This is a genomic window from Caulobacter sp. GW821-FHT05F04 (assembly GCF_059419665.1).
On sequence record NZ_JBWKSF010000001.1, the window covers coordinates 657,577 to 675,387 of the forward strand.

11 protein-coding genes and 1 tRNA gene are annotated in these 17,811 nt (G+C 67.2%); 5 read left to right on the forward strand and 7 right to left on the reverse strand.

The annotated features are described in order from the left end of the window. Positions 1 to 80: 80 nt before the first annotated feature. Positions 81 to 1,745, reverse strand: a complete 1,665-nt coding sequence (locus AC07R7_RS03095; protein ID WP_494634104.1) for an MFS transporter — start codon at positions 1,743 to 1,745, stop codon at positions 81 to 83. Between the two features lie 204 nt (positions 1,746 to 1,949). Between AC07R7_RS03095 and AC07R7_RS03100 the strand changes: the two genes are divergently transcribed. After that, the gene (locus tag AC07R7_RS03100) at positions 1,950 to 2,567 is read left to right on the forward strand and encodes a peptidylprolyl isomerase (protein WP_494634105.1); all 618 of its coding nucleotides are present in this window, start codon (positions 1,950 to 1,952) and stop codon (positions 2,565 to 2,567) included. Here the strand turns inward: AC07R7_RS03100 and AC07R7_RS03105 are convergent. From AC07R7_RS03105 to AC07R7_RS03115, 3 genes are all read right to left on the reverse strand, one after another. Next, the gene (locus AC07R7_RS03105; protein ID WP_494634106.1) at positions 2,564 to 4,114 is read right to left on the reverse strand and encodes a tryptophan halogenase family protein; all 1,551 of its coding nucleotides are present in this window, start codon (positions 4,112 to 4,114) and stop codon (positions 2,564 to 2,566) included. The two genes, AC07R7_RS03100 and AC07R7_RS03105, sit on opposite strands and share 4 nt — an antisense overlap. Before the next feature lie 10 nt (positions 4,115 to 4,124). Further along, on the reverse strand, positions 4,125 to 5,645 hold the full coding sequence (locus AC07R7_RS03110; RefSeq protein ID WP_494634107.1) for a tryptophan halogenase family protein: 1,521 nt from the start codon (positions 5,643 to 5,645) through the stop codon (positions 4,125 to 4,127). 165 nt (positions 5,646 to 5,810) lie between these two features. Then, a complete protein-coding gene (locus AC07R7_RS03115; protein ID WP_494634108.1) occupies positions 5,811 to 8,888 on the reverse strand; it encodes a TonB-dependent receptor in 3,078 nt (1,025 codons plus the stop codon). A gap of 647 nt (positions 8,889 to 9,535) precedes the next feature. Here AC07R7_RS03115 and AC07R7_RS03120 point away from each other — a divergent pair. Together AC07R7_RS03120 and AC07R7_RS03125 are read left to right on the forward strand one after the other, a co-directional pair. After that, the gene (locus AC07R7_RS03120; protein WP_492882936.1) at positions 9,536 to 10,579 is read left to right on the forward strand and encodes a LacI family DNA-binding transcriptional regulator; all 1,044 of its coding nucleotides are present in this window, start codon (positions 9,536 to 9,538) and stop codon (positions 10,577 to 10,579) included. Between the two features lie 61 nt (positions 10,580 to 10,640). Beyond that, the gene (locus tag AC07R7_RS03125; protein WP_494634109.1) at positions 10,641 to 12,923 is read left to right on the forward strand and encodes a beta-glucosidase family protein; all 2,283 of its coding nucleotides are present in this window, start codon (positions 10,641 to 10,643) and stop codon (positions 12,921 to 12,923) included. An 80-nt stretch (positions 12,924 to 13,003) separates the two neighbouring features. On the opposite strand, the gene AC07R7_RS03130 is transcribed toward AC07R7_RS03125, so the two are convergent. The 3 genes from AC07R7_RS03130 to AC07R7_RS03140 form a co-directional block, all read right to left on the reverse strand. Then, positions 13,004 to 14,596, reverse strand: a complete 1,593-nt coding sequence (locus tag AC07R7_RS03130; protein WP_494634110.1) for a fatty acid--CoA ligase — start codon at positions 14,594 to 14,596, stop codon at positions 13,004 to 13,006. Positions 14,597 to 14,689: 93 nt separating this feature from the next. Further along, complete coding sequence (locus AC07R7_RS03135; RefSeq protein WP_494634111.1) at positions 14,690 to 15,460, reverse strand: copper resistance protein B; 771 nt, start codon at positions 15,458 to 15,460, stop codon at positions 14,690 to 14,692. Next, positions 15,457 to 17,130: a copper resistance system multicopper oxidase gene (locus tag AC07R7_RS03140; protein ID WP_494634112.1), complete on the reverse strand. Its 1,674-nt coding sequence runs from the start codon at positions 17,128 to 17,130 to the stop codon at positions 15,457 to 15,459. Before AC07R7_RS03140 ends, AC07R7_RS03135 begins: the two co-directional genes overlap by 4 nt. A gap of 63 nt (positions 17,131 to 17,193) precedes the next feature. Between AC07R7_RS03140 and ybaK the strand changes: the two genes are divergently transcribed. Both ybaK and AC07R7_RS03150 read left to right on the forward strand, forming a co-directional pair. Then, positions 17,194 to 17,670: a Cys-tRNA(Pro) deacylase gene (ybaK, locus tag AC07R7_RS03145; RefSeq protein ID WP_492882926.1), complete on the forward strand. Its 477-nt coding sequence runs from the start codon at positions 17,194 to 17,196 to the stop codon at positions 17,668 to 17,670. Between the two features lie 50 nt (positions 17,671 to 17,720). Then, a tRNA-Met gene (locus AC07R7_RS03150) sits at positions 17,721 to 17,797 on the forward strand. Positions 17,798 to 17,811 lie beyond the last annotated feature (14 nt).

The following is a 17,811-nucleotide window of genomic DNA, read 5'->3' on the forward strand; positions in this document are numbered from 1 at the left end:
CTCGGCGGCCAACCAAGCGGATTAAGAGCCCGAAGGCAACCCGGCGGCGGCGCGGCCGCCGGGTCGCGGAAGGCGGCTGCCTAATCGTCGATCACGTTGTGGCGCGTGTCCTTCAGGAACAGACCGCCGATAACGGCGGTCACCGAGGCGATGATCACCGGGTACCAGAGGCCTGAATAGACATCGCCCGTCGCCGCCACGATCGCGAACGAGGTCGTGGGCAGGAAGCCGCCGAACCACCCGTTGCCCAGGTGGTAGGGCAGCGACATGGCGGTGTAGCGGATCCGGGTCGGGAACAGCTCGACCAGCATGGCCGCGATCGGGCCGTAGACCATGGTCACATACAGGACGAGCAGGAACAGCAGGCCGATGACCTTGGGCTTGTCGACCAGCTGGCTGTCGGCCTTGGCCGGATAGCCGGCGACCTTCAGCTGGTCGCCGAGATCGGCCTCCCAAGCCTTGCGCTCGGCGGCGAAGGCCTTGCCGGTCGTGCCTCTCGCGTCGAAGCCCGACAGCGTCACGCCGCCGACCTGCACGGTGGTCGGCGCGCCCGGGCTGGCCTCACGCACCGAATAGGTGACGCCGGCCTTGGCCAGATAGGCCTTGGCCACGTCGCAGGCGGTGTTGAACTTGGCCTTGCCGACCGGGTCGAACTGGAAGGCGCAGGTGGCCGGATCGGCCGAGACCGTCACCGGCGCCGAGGCTTCCGCCTGGGCCAGCAGCGGGTTGGCGTAGGTGGTGATGGCCTTGAAGATCGGGAAATAGGTCGCCGCCGCCAGCACGCAGCCGGCGATGATGATCCACTTGCGGCCGATCTTGTCCGACAGCCAGCCGAAGAACACGAAGAACGGCGTGCCGATCAGCAGGCCGCTGGCGATCATCAGGTTGGCCAGGGCGCCGTCGACCTTCAGGGTCTTTTCCAGGAAGAACTGGGCGTAGAACTGGCCGCAGTACCAGACCACCGCCTGGCCCATGGTCAGGCCGAACAGGGCCAGCAGCACGACCTTGAGGTTCTTCCACTGGCCGAAGGCCTCGGCCAGCGGCTTCTTGGTCCCCTTCCCCTCGGCGATCATGCGCTGGAAGGTCGGGCTCTCGTGCAGCTTCAGGCGGATCCACAGCGACACGCCCAGCAGCAGCAGAGAGACCAGGAACGGCACGCGCCAGCCCCAGGCCTTGAAGGCGTCCTCGCCCAGCTGGGTGCGGACGAGCAGGATAACCAGCAGCGACAGGAACAGACCCACGGTCGCCGTGGTCTGGATCCAGCTGGTGTAGAAGCCGCGCCGGCCCTCGGGCGCGTGCTCGGCGACATAGGTCGCGGCGCCGCCGTATTCGCCGCCCAGGGCCAGGCCCTGGACCAGGCGCATGACCACCAGGGCGATCGGCGCGGCGATGCCGATCTGCTCGTAGGACGGCAGCAGGCCGACCACGAAGGTCGAGACCCCCATCAGCAGCATGGTGATCAGGAAGGTGTTCTTGCGGCCCCAGATGTCGCCGAGGCGGCCGAAGATCACCGCCCCCAGTGGCCGGATCGCGAAGCCGGCGGCGAAGGCCAGCAGGGCCAGGATGAAGCCGGTGGTCTCGTTGACGCCCGAGAAGAAGTGGCTGGTGATGATCACCGCCAGCGAGCCGTAGAGATAGAAGTCGTACCACTCGAACACGGTGCCGAGCGAAGACGCCCCGATCACCAGCACGTCGCGTCCCTTGCCCTGCTTCGACGCGGGCGCGGCTTGGCTGTCAGCCCCCATTACGCTTGTTCCTTCCCTCGATCACGCCGCGTGTCCCCCGCGGTCGCCCCAAAACCTAACTCCAGGAGAGCCTAGCTCAGAGAACGGGATTCTTAGACCAGGCTTTTTCGGTAGCGCTACCATCAATTCGCCAAGGGCGGTCTCCCGGTCGACTTCGGCGCTCGCCATCGGCTAGGGTCGGCGCGAGCCTTTAATGGGATTCCGATGAACCAGAACGTCCGCCGCGCCGTGATCGGCGCCGCCCTCGCCCTGCTGGCCTCGACCTCGGGACTTGTTACGTCAGCTTGGGGCGCCGCCGGCAAGCCGCGCGTGGCGATCGAGACCGACAAGGGGACCATCGTCGTCGAGCTGGAAGACAAGAAGGCCCCGATCACGGCCGCCAACTTCCTGACCTATGTCGATCGCCACCGCTTCGACGGCGGCCAGTTCTTCCGCGCCAACCGGGCCAAGGGCGCGCCAGGCGCCGGCTCGATCCAGGGTCAGCCCAAACCCTATTCCCGCCGCGCCCCGCCGATCGCCCATGAGAGCACGCTGAAGACCGGTCTGAAGCACACGGCCGGCGCCATCTCGATGGGCCGCGACGCCCCCGGCTCGGCCACCGCCGACTTCTTCATCTGCGCCAGCGCCCAGCCCTATCTCGACGCCAAGCCGGGCAAGAGCGACGCCGCCCAGGGCTACGCCGTGTTCGGCAAGGTGGTGCAGGGCATGGACGTCGTGAAGAAGATCCTGGCTGGCCGCACCGACGGCGCGACCAACGTGCCGTCGATGAAGGGCCAGATCCTGAACCCGCCGGTGAAGATCATCGCGATGAAGCGGCTCTAGGCCACCGTCTTGAACGGCGCGACCACCGGTTCCGGCGGCGGCGCGGGGCAGTTCTGGGCCAGGAACTCGCCGTGGCTGGGCAGGCCCGCGACCTGCGCGGCCAGCATCGGTTTGGACTGGTCCAGGGTCCGGGAAATGACCTCGTAGGGCGCGGTGTCGGTCAGCTGCTGGTAGCGCCGCGGCCGCACGCCCATGCCCTCCATCACCGACTGCCAGGACGGGTTGCGGAACATCTCGTCGACGCCCTCGCGCAGCACGCCGTGGGCCTTGAAGAGCTCCATGCGGGCCTTGAGGCTGTCGGGGACCGGGGCCTGGCGGACATCACGCCAGAACGGCGTGTCGTCGCGCTGGGTCGTGCAGTAGTGCAGCACGATGAAGTCGCGGATCTCCTCGTAGTCGGCCGCCATGCGCCGGTTGTACTCGGCCGCCAGGGCCGGGCTGCAGTCGCGGTCGGGGAAGAACCGCAACAGGAAGTCCATGCCGCGATAGATCAGGTGCAGGGCGGTCGATTCCAGCGGCTCGATGAAGCCCCCCGCCAGGCCCACGGCCACCACGTTCTTCTCCCACAGGCGCTGGCGCATGCCGGTCTTGAAGGGGATGAACATCGGCTCCATCAGCATCGGACCCTGGACGTTACGCACCAGGGTGGCGCGCGCCTCGTCGTCGCTGAGATGCCTGGAGCTGAACACATAACCGTTGCCGGCCCGGTGCTGCAGCGGGATGCGCCAACGCCAGCCGGCGTCCTCGGCCTTGGACAGGGTATAGGGGTGCGGTTCGCCGATGTTCTCCGTCTGCACCACCACCGCGCGGTCGCACAGCAGCATGTCCGACCAGTCGTTGAACGGCACGTCCAGGGTCTTGCCGATCAGCAGGGCGCGGAAGCCCGAGCAGTCGATGAAGAGATCGCCCTCGACCTCTTGGCCGTTCTTCATGATCACCTTGGCGACCGAGCCGTCCGGGTGGGTGACCACGTCGGTGACGATGCCTTCGGTGCGCTTGACGCCGCGCGCCTCGGCGAAGCCGCGCAGGACCTTGGCGATCAGGCGCGCGTCGATGTGCAGGGCGTAGCTGGCCCCGGCGATCAGCGACCGCTGGGCCTTGAACGGCAGCATGAACTTCCACTGGTCGGCCATCACCGTGCCGGGCGCGAAGTCCTGCAGTTCCGACGGGTGGCCGTTGGCCTTGGCCCGCAGCCAGCACTGGTAGAACTCGTGCGGGCCGATCGGGCCGCCGATGGCGCCGAACGGATGGTAGTAGTGCTGGCCCTTCTGCTTCCAGTCCTCGAACCGGATGCCCAGCTTAAAGCTGGCCTGGGTGGCCTGGATGAACTCCCGCTCGTCGAGGCCGAGACTGGCGATCAGTTGCAGGAATGGCGGGATGGTCGACTCCCCCACCCCGATCGTGCCGATCTCCTCGGACTCGATCAGCTCGACCTGACAGCCGCCCTTCTCGAAATAGTGGGCCAGCATCGCCGCCGAGATCCAGCCGGCAGAACCGCCGCCGACGATGACGATCTTCCTGATGGCGTTGGGATTGGTGTTGGTCATCGGCATGGTCCTACTCGGCCGCTATCGGCGCTGGGCGGCAGTATTGGTCGAGGAAAGCCTCGTGCGGCGGGGCGTTGGCCACCACCTCGCGGATGGCCTTGCGCATCTCGGCGAGCGGCGCGCTGAGGGTCTTGGGATCGATGCCGTCCAGCGATGGGTCCACCGTCTGCGGCAGCAGTTCGAAACCGGCATAGATCGCCATCCAGCTGGGCGGGGCGAACATCTCCCAGCGGTAGCGGACGAAGTGGCCGCGCTGGGTGAAGAGGTCGACCTTGCGCCGCAAGGCCTCGGGCAGGACGACCTTGTTGCAGTCGCGCCAGAACGCGGTGTCGCCACGCTTGTTGGCCCAGTAGTGCAGGATGATGAAGTCGCGCACGCGCTCCATCTCGCGACGCGACCAGTCGTTGAACTCGTCGACGACCTCGGGCGCGAAGTCCTTGTCCGGGAACAGCGCCTTGATCTTTTCGATGCCGGTCTCGATCAGGGCGATCGAGGTGCTTTCCAGCGGCTCCAGGAAGCCGGACGCCAGGCCCAGGGCGATGACGTTCTTGTTCCAGACCTGCTTGCGGCGGCCGGGGTTGAAGCGGATCAGGCGCGGTTCGTGCAGCAGCGGATCGGGGATCGCCGCCTTCAGTTCGGCCAGGGCGTCCTCATCGCCGATGTGGCGCGATGAGAAGACGTAGCCGTTGCCATAGCGGTGCTGCAGCGGGATGCGCCAGCGCCAGCCGCCGGTGTGGGCGGTGACGTCCGTGTACGGCATGGGATCGCCCACACCTTCGCTCTGCACCGCCCAGGCGCGGTCGCAGAACAGCATGTCGTTCCAGTGCTCGTAGCCAGTCTGCAGAGCCTCCTCGATCAGCAGCCCCCGGAAGCCCGAGCAGTCGATGAAGAGGTCGCCCTCCAGCGTCTCGCCGGTGTGCAGGTCCAGCGAGGCGATGAAGCCGTCCTCGGGGCGGAGGTTGACCTTGGTGACCTTGGCGTCGACGCGGCGGACGCCGTTCTCCTCGGCCACCCGGCGCATCAGCTGGGCGAACAGTCTGGCGTCGAAGTGCAGCGCCCAGTCGAAGATCGACAGGGTCGAGGCCGGGTTGCGGCTGGGGGCCATGAACTTGCCGGCCTGCGCCAGGGACGCGCCCAGCGAATAGTCGGCGATGTCGGTCAGCTCGCCAGCCTCCCCCAGCTTGCGCCAGTAATGATGGAACGGCACCCCGCGCAGGTCCTGGCCGAAGTGGCCGAACGGATGGGTGAACGACTGGCCCTCGCGAACCCAGCCGTTGAAGCGGATGCCCAGCTTGCAGGTCGCCCGGGTCGCCCGCATCACCTCGATGTCGGTCAGGCCCAGCTGATTGTAGAAGCCACGGATGGTGGGGATGGTCGCCTCGCCCACCCCGATCGTGCCGATCTCGGAGCTTTCGACCAGGGTGATCTCGAGCGGGCCGCCCTGGAAGTGGCGCCGCAGCGCGGCCGCCGCCATCCAGCCGGCCGTGCCGCCGCCGACGATCACGAGCTTGCGGATTCGATTGTCCTGCATGGGCTTGCTCCCGACTTCCCGGCGTCTTCGTCCGGTTAGGCTCCAGGCTATCGGCTCGCGCGTGGACCGGACAGGCCCAAGCCCTCCCAAAAGAATGGGGCTCTCAAAAAAAGAAAGCCGCCGTGGGGGTTCCACGGCGGCCGCAGGAGGTGAGAGGGATCTAGATTACCAGCGAGCCCGGACGCCCAGCGTGTAGCGGGGCTCGAACTCGTTCTGCTTGATGTACTGGGTCTTACCCTTGGCGAAGCGAGCGTAATAATCCTCGATCTCGCTCGTGACGTTCGACCCGTTGAAGTAGACGGTGATGTTGTCGCGAACGTTGTAGCTGACGTTCACGTCCACATAACCCGTGCTCTTTTGATAGATCGGGATGTTGTTGCTCATCACCTCGGCCAGGCGGTCGGTGCGATAGTTGTAGGCGACGCGCGCCTGCAGCTTGGCGTCCTGGTACCAGCCGATCAGGTTGAACTGGTGCTTGGAGTTGTCCTGGAAGGGCAGCTCTTCGCCGTCCAGACCCGTGCGCGACTCCTTGCTCGGCGAGTAGGTGTAGTTGGTGTCGACACCGAAGTTCGAGAAGAAGCCAGCGTCGTCGAAGAAGTCGCTGACCGCCAGCTTGGCGCCCACTTCGACGCCCTTCACCTCGCCACCGTCGCCTTGGATCGGCAGGGTGACGTTGACCGTGCGGCGGATGACGCCGTCCTGGTCGGGGAAGCGGCCAGTGGTGACGCCGTTGGTGACGAAGCTGTCGATCTTCAGCTTGAAGGCCGAGATGTTGAACATCGAGGCGCGGCCGACATAGTACTCGATGGCGCCGTCGAAGTTCTGCGAGCGCCACGGGTTCAGCATCGGGTTGCCCGACGATTCCGCGCTCGTGACGCAGCGGACGTTCGGCAGAGCCGCGCCGCAGTCGGCGGTGTTGATCTTCAGACCGCCGCCATAGTTGCCCAGGTCGAGAGGCTGCATCGTCTTGGAGTAGGCGAAGCGGAACTTCAGGTTGTCGTTGAAGTCGTAGCTGACGTTCAGCGAGGGCAGCCAGTCGGTGTACTTGCGCTGGGTCACCTGGTCGCCCGCATCGGCGTTGGTGTCGCCGTAGTTGCGGGTGTCGCCGGTCAGGTTCTGCTTGACCGTCAGTTCGGTCTCGATGACGCGCAGGCCGAAGTTACCCGACAGGGCGCCCGCCGCGAAGTTCATCACGCCGTAGGCGCTCTGCTCGTTCAGGCGAACGTCGTAGGTCTGGCCGGGAACCTGCACGCGGATGGCGCCGCCGAACACCTTCTTGTGGAAGGCTTCCGCGTCGTCGAAGTCGCGCGGATCGATGGCCCAGAAGCCCGGGATGCCGCTGGTGACGCCGCCCAGGTCGTCGACCCAGACCACGTTGTTATAGGTCGACAGGCCGGTCGGCTGGTTGACCGTATAGCCTTGGAACACCGGCAGGCCCGTGACCGGATCGGGCACGAACTCGCCCGCCTGGCACTGGTTCTGGTTCATGACGACGTCGATGGCCTTCCACTGAGCCTCGCAGCCACCGGCCGGAACCGGCGTGCCGTTGGCCTGAACCGCGCCCGGCGTGCCGCCGTAGAAGCCCGAGAACAGGTGGAACTGCTCGACCTCGACCGTGCGCTTGCTCTGGCGGACGCCCGCGTCGATCTTGGTGATGAAACCCAGCAGCTTGTCGTCGAACTTGTAGTGGCCGTCAGCGCGGAACACGTTCATGTCCGAATTGACTTCGTTGTTACCTTCCGACGAGAAGGCGCCGATGGCGTAGCTGTCCTTGTTCGCCATGTAGTCCTTGAGCGACTTGCCAGCGCCCAGGCCGCCGGCCAGCGTGCGATCGAAGCCGCTCCACACCGGGTGATCGCCGGCGATGTTGTAGTGCAGCTGCGGATTGGCGCCGTAACCCAGCGGGTTCGGATCCAGATAGCAGCCACCGGCGCTGCCGGTGACGGCGTTGGTGCGCCGCGCGGACCCGAACTTGTCGCAGATCGCCTTCGGATAGAAGGTGCCGCGCGTGCGGTCGGCGGGGTCGCGGAACAGGTTGAAGCGACCGTCGGCGTAGCGCCAGTTGGACAGGTCGCCCTGGGCCTGGCCGTTCATGCTGAGACGGTCGCCGTCAGCGCGGATGGCGCGCGCCTCGAAGGTGAACGGACCGCCGTTGTCGTAGTCGAGACCCAGGTTGAAGTTCTTGGTCTTGGACTTGGTCGTGCGGTTGACGGTGAAGGAGTTCACCCACCACGCATTGATGTCGTACTCGTCGACGGCCAGCCAGTTGCCGATGCCGACTGGGGTCGAGACCGTCGGCTTGTTCCAGGTGCCGAAGGCGCCGCCGTCCCAGCGATTGGAGATGTTGATGCCGACGGCGCGGTTGTACTCGTCGAGCTTGGCGTAGAAGCCCTCGGCGATCAGGGTGAAGCCTTCACCCAGGTCGGCTTCGAACGCGGCGTTGATGCCGAGGCGCTTGCGCTCGACCACGCGGTTGAAGCTCTCGTAACCGTGGGGCGAGATGTAGCTGTTGGCGAAGCCGCCGCCCCAGTCGTTGTTGCCCGACAGGCCGACGGTGCCCGAATAGTTGTTGCCGAGGTTGGACTTGCTGCCAGCCGCGCCGATCATCAGGCCGACTCGGTCGTTGCGCCAGTTGACGACGCCGTTCAGCAGATAGTCGTCCTTCTTGGTGCGGTCGCCGCGCTGGGCTTCGGCCGCGCCGGTGAAGGTCAGGCCTTCGCCGAACTGGAACGGACGACGGGTGCGCAGGTCGATGGTGCCCGAGATGCCCGACAGGGCGTTGTTCGGGTTGGTCGACTTGTAGACCAGCACCTGGTTCATCAGCTGCGACGGCACGTCCAGCAGGTCCGGCTGGGCCGAGCCCATGTTGCCGGCGCTGAGGTACTGTTCCCCGTTCAGCAGGGTGATGACCTGACGCAGACCGCGGATGTTGACGGTCTTGCCTTCACCGGCGTCGCGCTGGATCTGGATGCCCGAGATGCGCTGCAGCGAGTCGGCGATGGTGACGTCGGGCAGCTTGCCGATGTCTTCCGCCGAGATGGCGTCGACGATCGAGGCCTCGCGGCGCTTCACGTCCACCGACTTGATCTGCGAGCCGCGGACGCCGGTGATGACGACCTCATCGACCTGGGTCTGGGCGTCCTGGGCGAAAGCCCCGGTGACCAGAGCCAATTGCGACGCGCCGGCGACCAGCGCCAGCGTCAGGCCGCGCCTGAGCACGGCTTTCCTTGCTTCCTGTGACAATTCCTCGCTCCCCAAAATAGGTCGTTCTTATTGGCCGCCCGCCCGCTGCTCGCGCCGCCGCTCTTGTCGGCGGCTTTCGAGAAGCGTTTGAGGCTTTTGGGAACCCGCCGGTCGCATGTCTTGCGATCGGACAAGATCCTCGGCGACCCCGGCGCCGGACTCTCGACTCCGGCCCCGCGCCTTCATCGAACGTCGCCACATTCTCCAAATGTCCCAGGCAAGTCAACAACAATGTCAACGTTGTCATTCCCGCGAGACAAGGGTTTTGACTGGGCGTCGCCACAAGCGGGAACCCTTGTAGCGGAGCCGTTCAGCGCCTGGAGACTCGCGAGATCAGACATAAATTCGTTGTTTTAACTAGGCTTTTCTCAAACAGAACGGCGACGATGCATCCAACTTTGCACCAACGTCACAATGCGACCACCTCGCCCAGAACGCCTTGCGAGACACCCCGGAAGCAGAGCCTCGAACGGCCTAAATGTCCCAAAAATGTCCCGTTCGACAGTATTTTTTGACCCATTTTTGTCCCATGGACATGACATCCGAGACAACATGGACTATGGCTCTGACAGTTCACCGCCTTGTGGACGCCGCCTTTCACTGCTGGGGTGGCGCCGACAAGCTTGGCGGTTGGGATACGGGGACCCATGACGACGATCACCGACGTGGCCGAACGGGCGGGCGTTTCGCCCAAGACCGTCTCCCGCGTTCTCAACGATCACGACAGTGTCAGCGCCAAGACGCGCGACCGTGTCCGCGCGGCCATGGCCGACCTGGACTACCAGCCCAGCGCCGTGGCCCGCAGCCTGCGCTCGCAGGGGTCCGGTTCGGTCGGCGTGCTGATGGGCGATCCGTCCGGCGGCTACCACACCCGCGTCCACCACGCCCTGCTGGTGGCCTGCGTCGAGACCGGCCGCCACCTGTCGGTCGACCTGTCCGAGGGCCCGATCCCCGGCTGGGCCGACCGCGTCCGCGCCTTCGTCCGCGACGGCGGCATCCGCGAGATGATCCTGCTGCCGCCGGAATGCGACTTCGGCCCGATGAAGGACCTGATGCGCGAGCTGGACGTGCGCTGCGTTCTGATCACGCCGACCACGCCTGATCCGCAGTTCCCGGCCATCGGCATGGACGACCGCGCCGCCGCGCGAGAGGTGGTCGAGCACCTGTTCTCGCTGGGCCATACCCGGATCGGCCACATCGCCGGCCACCCGGACCACGCCGCCAGCACCCACCGCCGCAACGGCTTCTTCGAGGCCTATGCCGCGCGAGGCCTGCCGCGCCCGCCGCCCGAGCTGATCGTCGGCGGCGAGTTCACCTTCAAGACCGGTCTCGACGCGGCCCGCCAGCTGTTGGACATCGACAATCCGCCGACCGCGATCTTCGCCGCCAACGACGACATGGCCGCCGCCACCTGCATGGAAGTCCAGCGCCGCGGCCTGCGGATTCCGGACGACGTCTCGGTGGTCGGCTTCGACGACGCCCCGATCGCCGGCGTCATCTGGCCGACCCTGACCACCATCCGCCAGCCGTTCGATCAGATGGCTCTGCGCGCCATGCACACCTTCGCCGCCTGGAGCGCCAACGAAGGCGCCGGCAAGACCAACACACCCTTCCTCGCGCAGCACAGCCTGGTGGTGCGCGAATCCACCGGTCCCGCCCGGAGCGGCCCGCCGCCCCGGCGAAAGACTTGAACCCCTCCCCGACCCGGTCCGAGAGCCGCGCGGGGCGCCAGAAGAACACGACGGAGGAAACATGACTCGGACGACCTGGCGGGGCCTGCGGCTCGCCCTGCTGATCGGCGCTTCCGCCTCGGCGCTCACCGCCGCTCCGGCCTTGGCCGACACCGCCAAGAAACCGGCGGCCGCCCCGGCCCATCCCTGGCTGAACGCCAAGCTCAACCCCGACGCCCGCGCCGACCTGGCGCTGAAGGCGATGACCAACGACGAGAAGTTCACGGTCATCTTCGGCTACTTCGGCTCGGACATGAAGCCGAAGTACACGCGCCACAAGGACTCGCATGACGCCTCGGCCGGCTATGTCGCCGGCGTGCCGCGCCTGGGCATCCCCGGCCAGTGGCAGACCGACGCCGGCGTCGGCGTCGCCACCCAGGGCAGCCACCAGGACCTGCGCGCCCGCACCGCCCTGCCCTCGGGCCTGGCTACCGCCGCCACCTGGAACCCCGAGCTGGCCTTCAAGGGCGGCGCGATGATCGGCAAGGAGGCCCGCGACTCGGGCTTCAATGTCCAGCTGGCCGGCGGTGTGAATCTGATGCGCGAGCCGCGCAACGGCCGGAACTTCGAATATGTCGGCGAGGATCCCTGGCTGGCCGGCGCGATGGTCGCCGCCCAGATCAAGGGCATCCAGTCCAACCACATCATCTCGACGATCAAGCACTACGCCCTGAACGGCCAGGAAACCGGCCGCTTCGTGGTCAGCAGCAACATCGACGACGCGGCCGCCCGCACCTCGGACCTGCTGGCCTTCCAGTTCGCCATCGAGCAATCGGACCCGCACTCGGTGATGTGCGCCTACAACCGCGTCAACGGCGACTATGCCTGCGAGAACGACTGGCTGCTGAACACCGTCCTGAAGAAGGACTGGGGTTACAAGGGCTACGTCATGTCGGACTGGGGCGCTGACCACTCGTCGGCCAAGGCGGCCAATGCCGGCCTCGACCAGGAATCGGCCGGCGAGGCCTTCGACAAGGAACCGTTCTTCGGCGCGCCGCTGAAGGCTGATCTCGCCGCCGGCAAGGTCAGCCAGGCCCGCATCGACGACATGGCCCGCCGCGTGCTGCGCGCCATGTTCGCCAGCGGCTTGGTCGATCACCCGGTCGTCAATCCGGCCCCGATCGACCTGCCGGCCGCCACCCTCGCCGCCCACGCCAAGATCACCCAGGCCGACGCCGAGGAAGGCATCGTCCTCTTGAAGAACGACGGCGACTTGCTGCCCCTGGCCAAGACCGCCAAGACCATCGCCGTGATCGGCGCCCATGCGGACGTCGGCGTGCTGTCGGGCGGCGGCTCCTCTCAGGTCTATCCGGTCGGCGGCCGGGCCGTAAAAGGTCTTGAGCCCGCCACCTGGCCGGGCCCGGTGATCTACTATCCGTCCTCGCCGCTGAAGGCGCTGCAGGCCCGCTATCCCGGCGCCAAGGTCGTCTACGACGACGGTACGGACGCCGCCCGCGCCGCCAAGCTGGCCGCCGCGAGCGACCTGGCCGTGGTCTTCGCCGACCAGTGGACCACCGAGTCGCAGGACGTCTCCGACCTCAACCTGCCGCGCAACCAGGACGCCACGATCGACGCCGTGGCCTCGGCCAACAGGAAGACGGTGGTCGTGCTGATCACCGGCGGCCCAGTGGTCATGCCCTGGCTCGACAAGGTCGGCGCCGTGCTCGAGGCCTGGTTCCCGGGCACGTCAGGCGGCGAGGCCATCGCCCGCGTCCTGACCGGCGAGGTCGACGCGACCGGCCGCCTGCCCGTCAGCTTCCCCAAGAGCGTGGCCGACCTGCCGCGCCCGAAGCTGGACGGCGTCGGCAAGGCCGAGGGCGAGATGTTCGATGTCGACTACAACGTCGAAGGCGCCGCCCTCGGCTACAAGTGGTACGACCTCAAGAAGATCGAGCCGCTGTTCCCGTTCGGCCACGGCCTGTCCTACACGAAGTTCGCCTATTCGGGCCTGACCGCCACGGCGGCCGGCGACAAGGTGACGGTCAGCTTCGACGTCAGGAACGTCGGGGCCCGCGCCGGCAAGGACGTGCCGCAGGTCTATGTCGCGCCCAAGGCCGGAGGCTGGGAAGCGCCCAAGCGCCTGGCCGGCTTCAAGAAGGTCTCCCTCGCCCCCGGCGCGACGCGGCGCGTGACCCTGACGGTCGACCCGCGCCTGCTGGCCGTCTGGGATGGCAAGGCCCACGGCTGGTCGATCGCGGCCGGCCAGTACGACATCGCCCTGGGCGCTTCGTCCCGGGCTCTCTCCTCCACCGTCCAGGTCACCCTGGCGGCCCGGAGCCTGCCGGTTTCACCGGCAGGCAAGTGAGGGATGCGGGGCTTTCTACCCCTGCCCCGCATTCGTCAGTCTCTTCCCTTCTCGGGGCGTCGTTCGCGACGCCCCTTTTTTTAATTCACCTGCCGCTCGCGCCCTTCCCAGTACGGGGCTCGCAGCTCCCGGCGCAGGATCTTGCCCGAGGCGTTGCGCGGCAGGGCGGCCACGAAGTCCACGCTCTTCGGCGCCTTGAAGCCGGCGATCCTGGTCCGGGCGAACGCGATGATGTCCGCCGCGTCCGGCGTCACGCCCGGCTTGGCGGCGACCACCGCCTTGACCGCCTCGCCCCATTTCTCGTCCGGCACGCCGATCACCGCCACCTCGGCCACATGCGGGTGACCGTAGACAGCGCTCTCGACCTCGGCCGGATAGATGTTCTCGCCGCCCGAGATGATCATGTCCTTCACCCGGTCGTGGATGAACAGATAGCCGTCCTCGTCGAGGTAACCGGCGTCGCCGGTGCGCAGCCAGCCGTCGGTGTCGATGGTCTTGGCGGTGGCGTCGGCCAGCTTCCAGTAGCCGGCCATGTTGGCCGGGGAGCGGACGGCGACCTCGCCCACCGCGCCGGTCGGCACGCTGTTCCCGGCCTCGTCGACGACCTTGATCTCGACGCCGGGCATCGGCAGGCCCGCCGCCCGCATGCGCTTATTCCCCGCCGGATCGTGGTCCTCGGGCGGCAGATAGACCACCGTGCCGGTCGTCTCGGTCATGCCGTACTGCTGGACGAAACCGCAGCCAAACACCTCCATGCACTCGCGCAGCAGGTCCAGCGGGATGGGCGCGGCGCCGTATAGGATGTGGGTCAAGCGCGAATAGTCGACCTCGCGGGCCCGGGGCTGGCGCACGACGATCTGCAAGGCCGCCGGCACCATGAACATCTTCGAGACGTGATCCTTCTCGATATAGTCCAGCACCTTGAACGGATCGAACTCGCGCGCCACCACGCCCTTGGCGCCGTTCAGCAGGCCCACGAGCCCCCAGCCGGTGCCGCCGATATGGGCCACCGGCATCGCGACCAGGCTGACATCGTCCGGCCCCCACTGGTTCCAGGCCAACGGATCCTTGGCCGCCGCGCGCCGCATGACCAGCAGGTTGTCATGGGTCAGCATCGCGCCCTTCGGCCGCCCCGTGGTGCCCGAGGTGTAGAGCTGTATGGCGATGTCCGACGTCGCGATCGACTTGTGGGCGTCGGCGTCGGACTGGGCGTCGCGCCAGGCTTCGAAGGTCGGATGCTCGCCCGCGCCGTCGGCCTCCATGGCCACGACCACCGGACGGTGGGTCAGTTCGGCGGCGACGCTCTCGATGTGGCCGATCAGTTCGGGGCCGACGAAGACGATCTTGGCCTCGCTGTCGGCGACGATGTAGGCGATCTCGGCCGCCGCCAGCCGCCAGCCGACCGGCGTGGTCACCACCCCGGCCTTGGCGGCCCCGATCAGCAACTCGAAATAGTGGTCGCTGTTCTTGCCGACATAGGCGACGCGATCACCCGTCGACAGCCCCGCCGCGATCAGGGCGTTGGCGACCTGGTTCGAATGACGGTCGAAATCGGCGAAGGACGTGTCCCGCCCCTCGAAGCTGAACGCCACGGCGTCCGGCCGCGCCTCCGCATGATAGCGGGCGATGTCGCCCAGTGTCCGCATGCGGTCGAAATCGATCGCTTCCGCCATGGCGCCTGACTCCCTGGTTGTCCGGATCTGCGTCCGGTCAAACGGATGTTGGGCCAGGGTTACGGTCGCGGCAAGCTGTCTGTAACGATAGGATCAGCGCCAGGCGCGAACGCCGATCACCACCGCCGTGCTTCCGGCCCGCTCGCCGGCGACCACGGCCGGCCCGAACGCCCGCTCGCGCACCACGCCGACATAGGGGGCGAACGCCCGTGTGATCTCGTAGCGCAGGCGCAGACCGCCCTCGAGCGTGGCGGCGCCGGCTTCGGCGAGGTCCGCCTCCACGCGCGGCTGCAGGATCAGCTTCTGGGTCAGGCGCAGGTCGTAGGACGCCTCGCCACGGGCGGAGACCTTGCCCTGATCGGACAGGTAGGCCGTCCCCTGCAACTCGAACCAATAGGGCGCCAGGCCCTCGAAGCCGACGGCCGCGTAGGATCGCCCCTTGGGCGCCAGATCGTAGCGAACGCCGGCCTGGAGATCGAAATAGGGCCCGACCGGCCAGGCCTTCAGCACCTCGGCCTCGCCCTTCTCCCACCCCTCCCCTTCAAGACGCTCGCCGCGCGCCTTGACGACCCACTTGGACGCGTCGCCGCCCCACCAGGCTTCGCCCTCGAAGGCCTGGGCGTCGGCGCCGTCGCGCGAGCGGTATTCCAGCTGGTCGGCGCGGACGGTCCACGCCGTCGCCCCCCCATGCTCCTTCATCAGCTGGGCGCGGGCGGCGGCCATGGCTTCCGGACTGTAGAAGCGCTCGGCGGCATGATCCGTCGGGATCGCCGGCGGCTTGGCCTCCGCGGCCGGCTTCATCGCCTCCATGGCGTGACCGGCGTGCGGAGCCTGCTGATGATGTTCGTGCTGGAGGAAGATCATGCGAGCGGCCGCACGGTCACGACATTGAACATGCCAGCGTGCATGTGCAGCAGCAGGTGGCAGTGGAAGGCCCAGTCGCCGGGCTCGCTGGCCGTCAGGTCGAAGGCGACCTTGCCGCCCGGCGCGACATTGACCGTGTGCTTCAGCGGCTGGCGATCCTGGCCGTTGACCAGCTCGAAGAAGTGGCCGTGCAGGTGGATCGGGTGAGCCATCATGGTGTCGTTGATCAGCACCACGCGCGCCCGTTCGCCCCGCTCGAAGGCGATCGGCTTCTTGATCGGCCCGAACGCCTCGCCGTCGAACGCCCACATGAAGCGCTCCATGTTGCCGGTCAGGTGGATCTCGATCTCCCGCCCGGGCGGACGCGCATCGGTCGGCGGATGCGGGCTGGCCAGGTCGGCGTAACGCAGCACCTTATGGCCGACATCCTCCAGGCCCTGCGGCGGCTCGGCCAGGCGGTCCATCGGCATCGGCGCTATGGTCTGGACGCCCGGCGTCAGCGGCACGTTCGGCGCGTTGGCCTGGGAGCGCATCGACATGTCCATGCCGGGCATATCCATCCCGTGACGCATGTTCCCCATGCCCATGTCCTTCATGGTCGCCAGGGGCCGCTGGCGCAGCGGCGGAACGGCGGCGGACATCCCCAGGCGGGGCGCCAGGGTTCCACGCGCCAGGCCCGAGCGATCCGAAGCTTCCGCGACCAGGGTGAGGGCCTTGTCCTCGACCGGTCGGACGATGACGTCGAAGGTCTCGGCCGGGGCGATCTGGAACTCGTCGACGGCGACCGGCGACACCGGCTGACCGTCCGCCGCCACGACCTCCAGGGAGAGGCCGGGAATGCGGACGTTGAAGATCGTCATGGCCGCGGAATTGATGAAACGCAGCCGCACCCGCTCGCCTGGCGAAAACAGGCCCGTCCAGTTGTCGCCCGGACCGTGGCCGTTGACGAGATAGGTGTAGACCGAGCCCGTGACGTCGGCGATGTCGGTGGGGTCCATCCGCATCCTGGCCCAGTCGACGCGGTCCTTCAGCGACTGATCCCGACCGGCCAGCAGACCCGCCACGGTCTGCTTCTGCATGTTGAAATGGCCGGCGTTGACCTTCAGCTTCCGGAACAGCTCGTGCGGATGCAGGAAACTCCAGTCCGACAGTACGACCACATGCTCGCGGTCATAGGCGATCGGATCCTCGCCCGCCGGATCGATGATCATCGGGGCGTAGAGGCCGACCTGCTCCTGCAGGCCCGAATGGCTGTGCCACCAGTAGGTCCCGGCCTGCCGCACCGGGAAGTCGTAGGTGAAGGTCTCGCCCGGCTTGATCCCCGGGAAGCTGACACCCGGCACGCCGTCCATCTGGAACGGCACCAGCAGGCCGTGCCAATGGATCGAGGTGTCCTCGTCGGCCAATGCGTTGGTCACCGACAGGCGGACGTTCTGACCTTCCTTCAGTCGGATCAGCGGGCCGGGGATCGAGCCGTTGACGGTGACGGCGTGGCCCGAGCGACCGTCGATCCTCGCCATGGTATGGCCGACGGTGAGCTTGATCTCATCACCCGACAGCGCGGCGGGCGAGCGACCGCTCTCGCCGGCGCGCGCCCAACTGGGCAGCAGGCCCGCGGCGCCCAGCGCCAGGGCGCCGCGCAGCAGGGTCCGTCGATCAAAAGCGGTCATCCGCGATCCATATTCCAGCCGCCTATATTCCAAGGCCTGGCACAGTTGGCTATGACGCGAGCCATGTCCAAGAGCACTCCCGCCACCATCGCACTGACCAAGGCCGGCGTCGCGTTCGACCTGCATACGTATGACTACGATCCGGGGTCGGAGCGTGTGGGCCTGCAGGCCGCCGAAGCGCTGGGCGAGGACCCTCGCCGCGTTCTCAAGACCCTGATCGTCATGCTGGACGGCAAGCCCGCCTGCGCGATCCTGCCCTCGGACAAGGAGGTCAGCATGAAGAAGCTGGCCGCCGCCCTCAAGGGCAAGTCGGCCGCCATGGCCCCCGTCCCCGACGCGGAGCGGATCACCGGCTACAAGGTCGGCGGCGTCAGCCCCTTCGGCCAGAAGAAGCGCCTGCCAACGGTGATGGAAGAGGCCGCCCTCACCGAGCCCTACGTCTTCATCAACGGCGGCCAGCGGGGCCTGCAGGTCAAGCTGGCGCCCGCCGACGCGGTCAAGGCGCTTGGCGCCGTGACATCGGCGATCGTCTCGGAATAGCCGCCGCTTGAAATCCCGCGCGGTTCTCGCCTATAAGCCCCGCCTCCTGGGGCTGGGTAGCTCAGATGGTTAGAGCGGTGGATTCATAACCCACAGGTCGGCGGTTCGATCCCGCCCCCCGCCACCAGGACGGATTTCCGT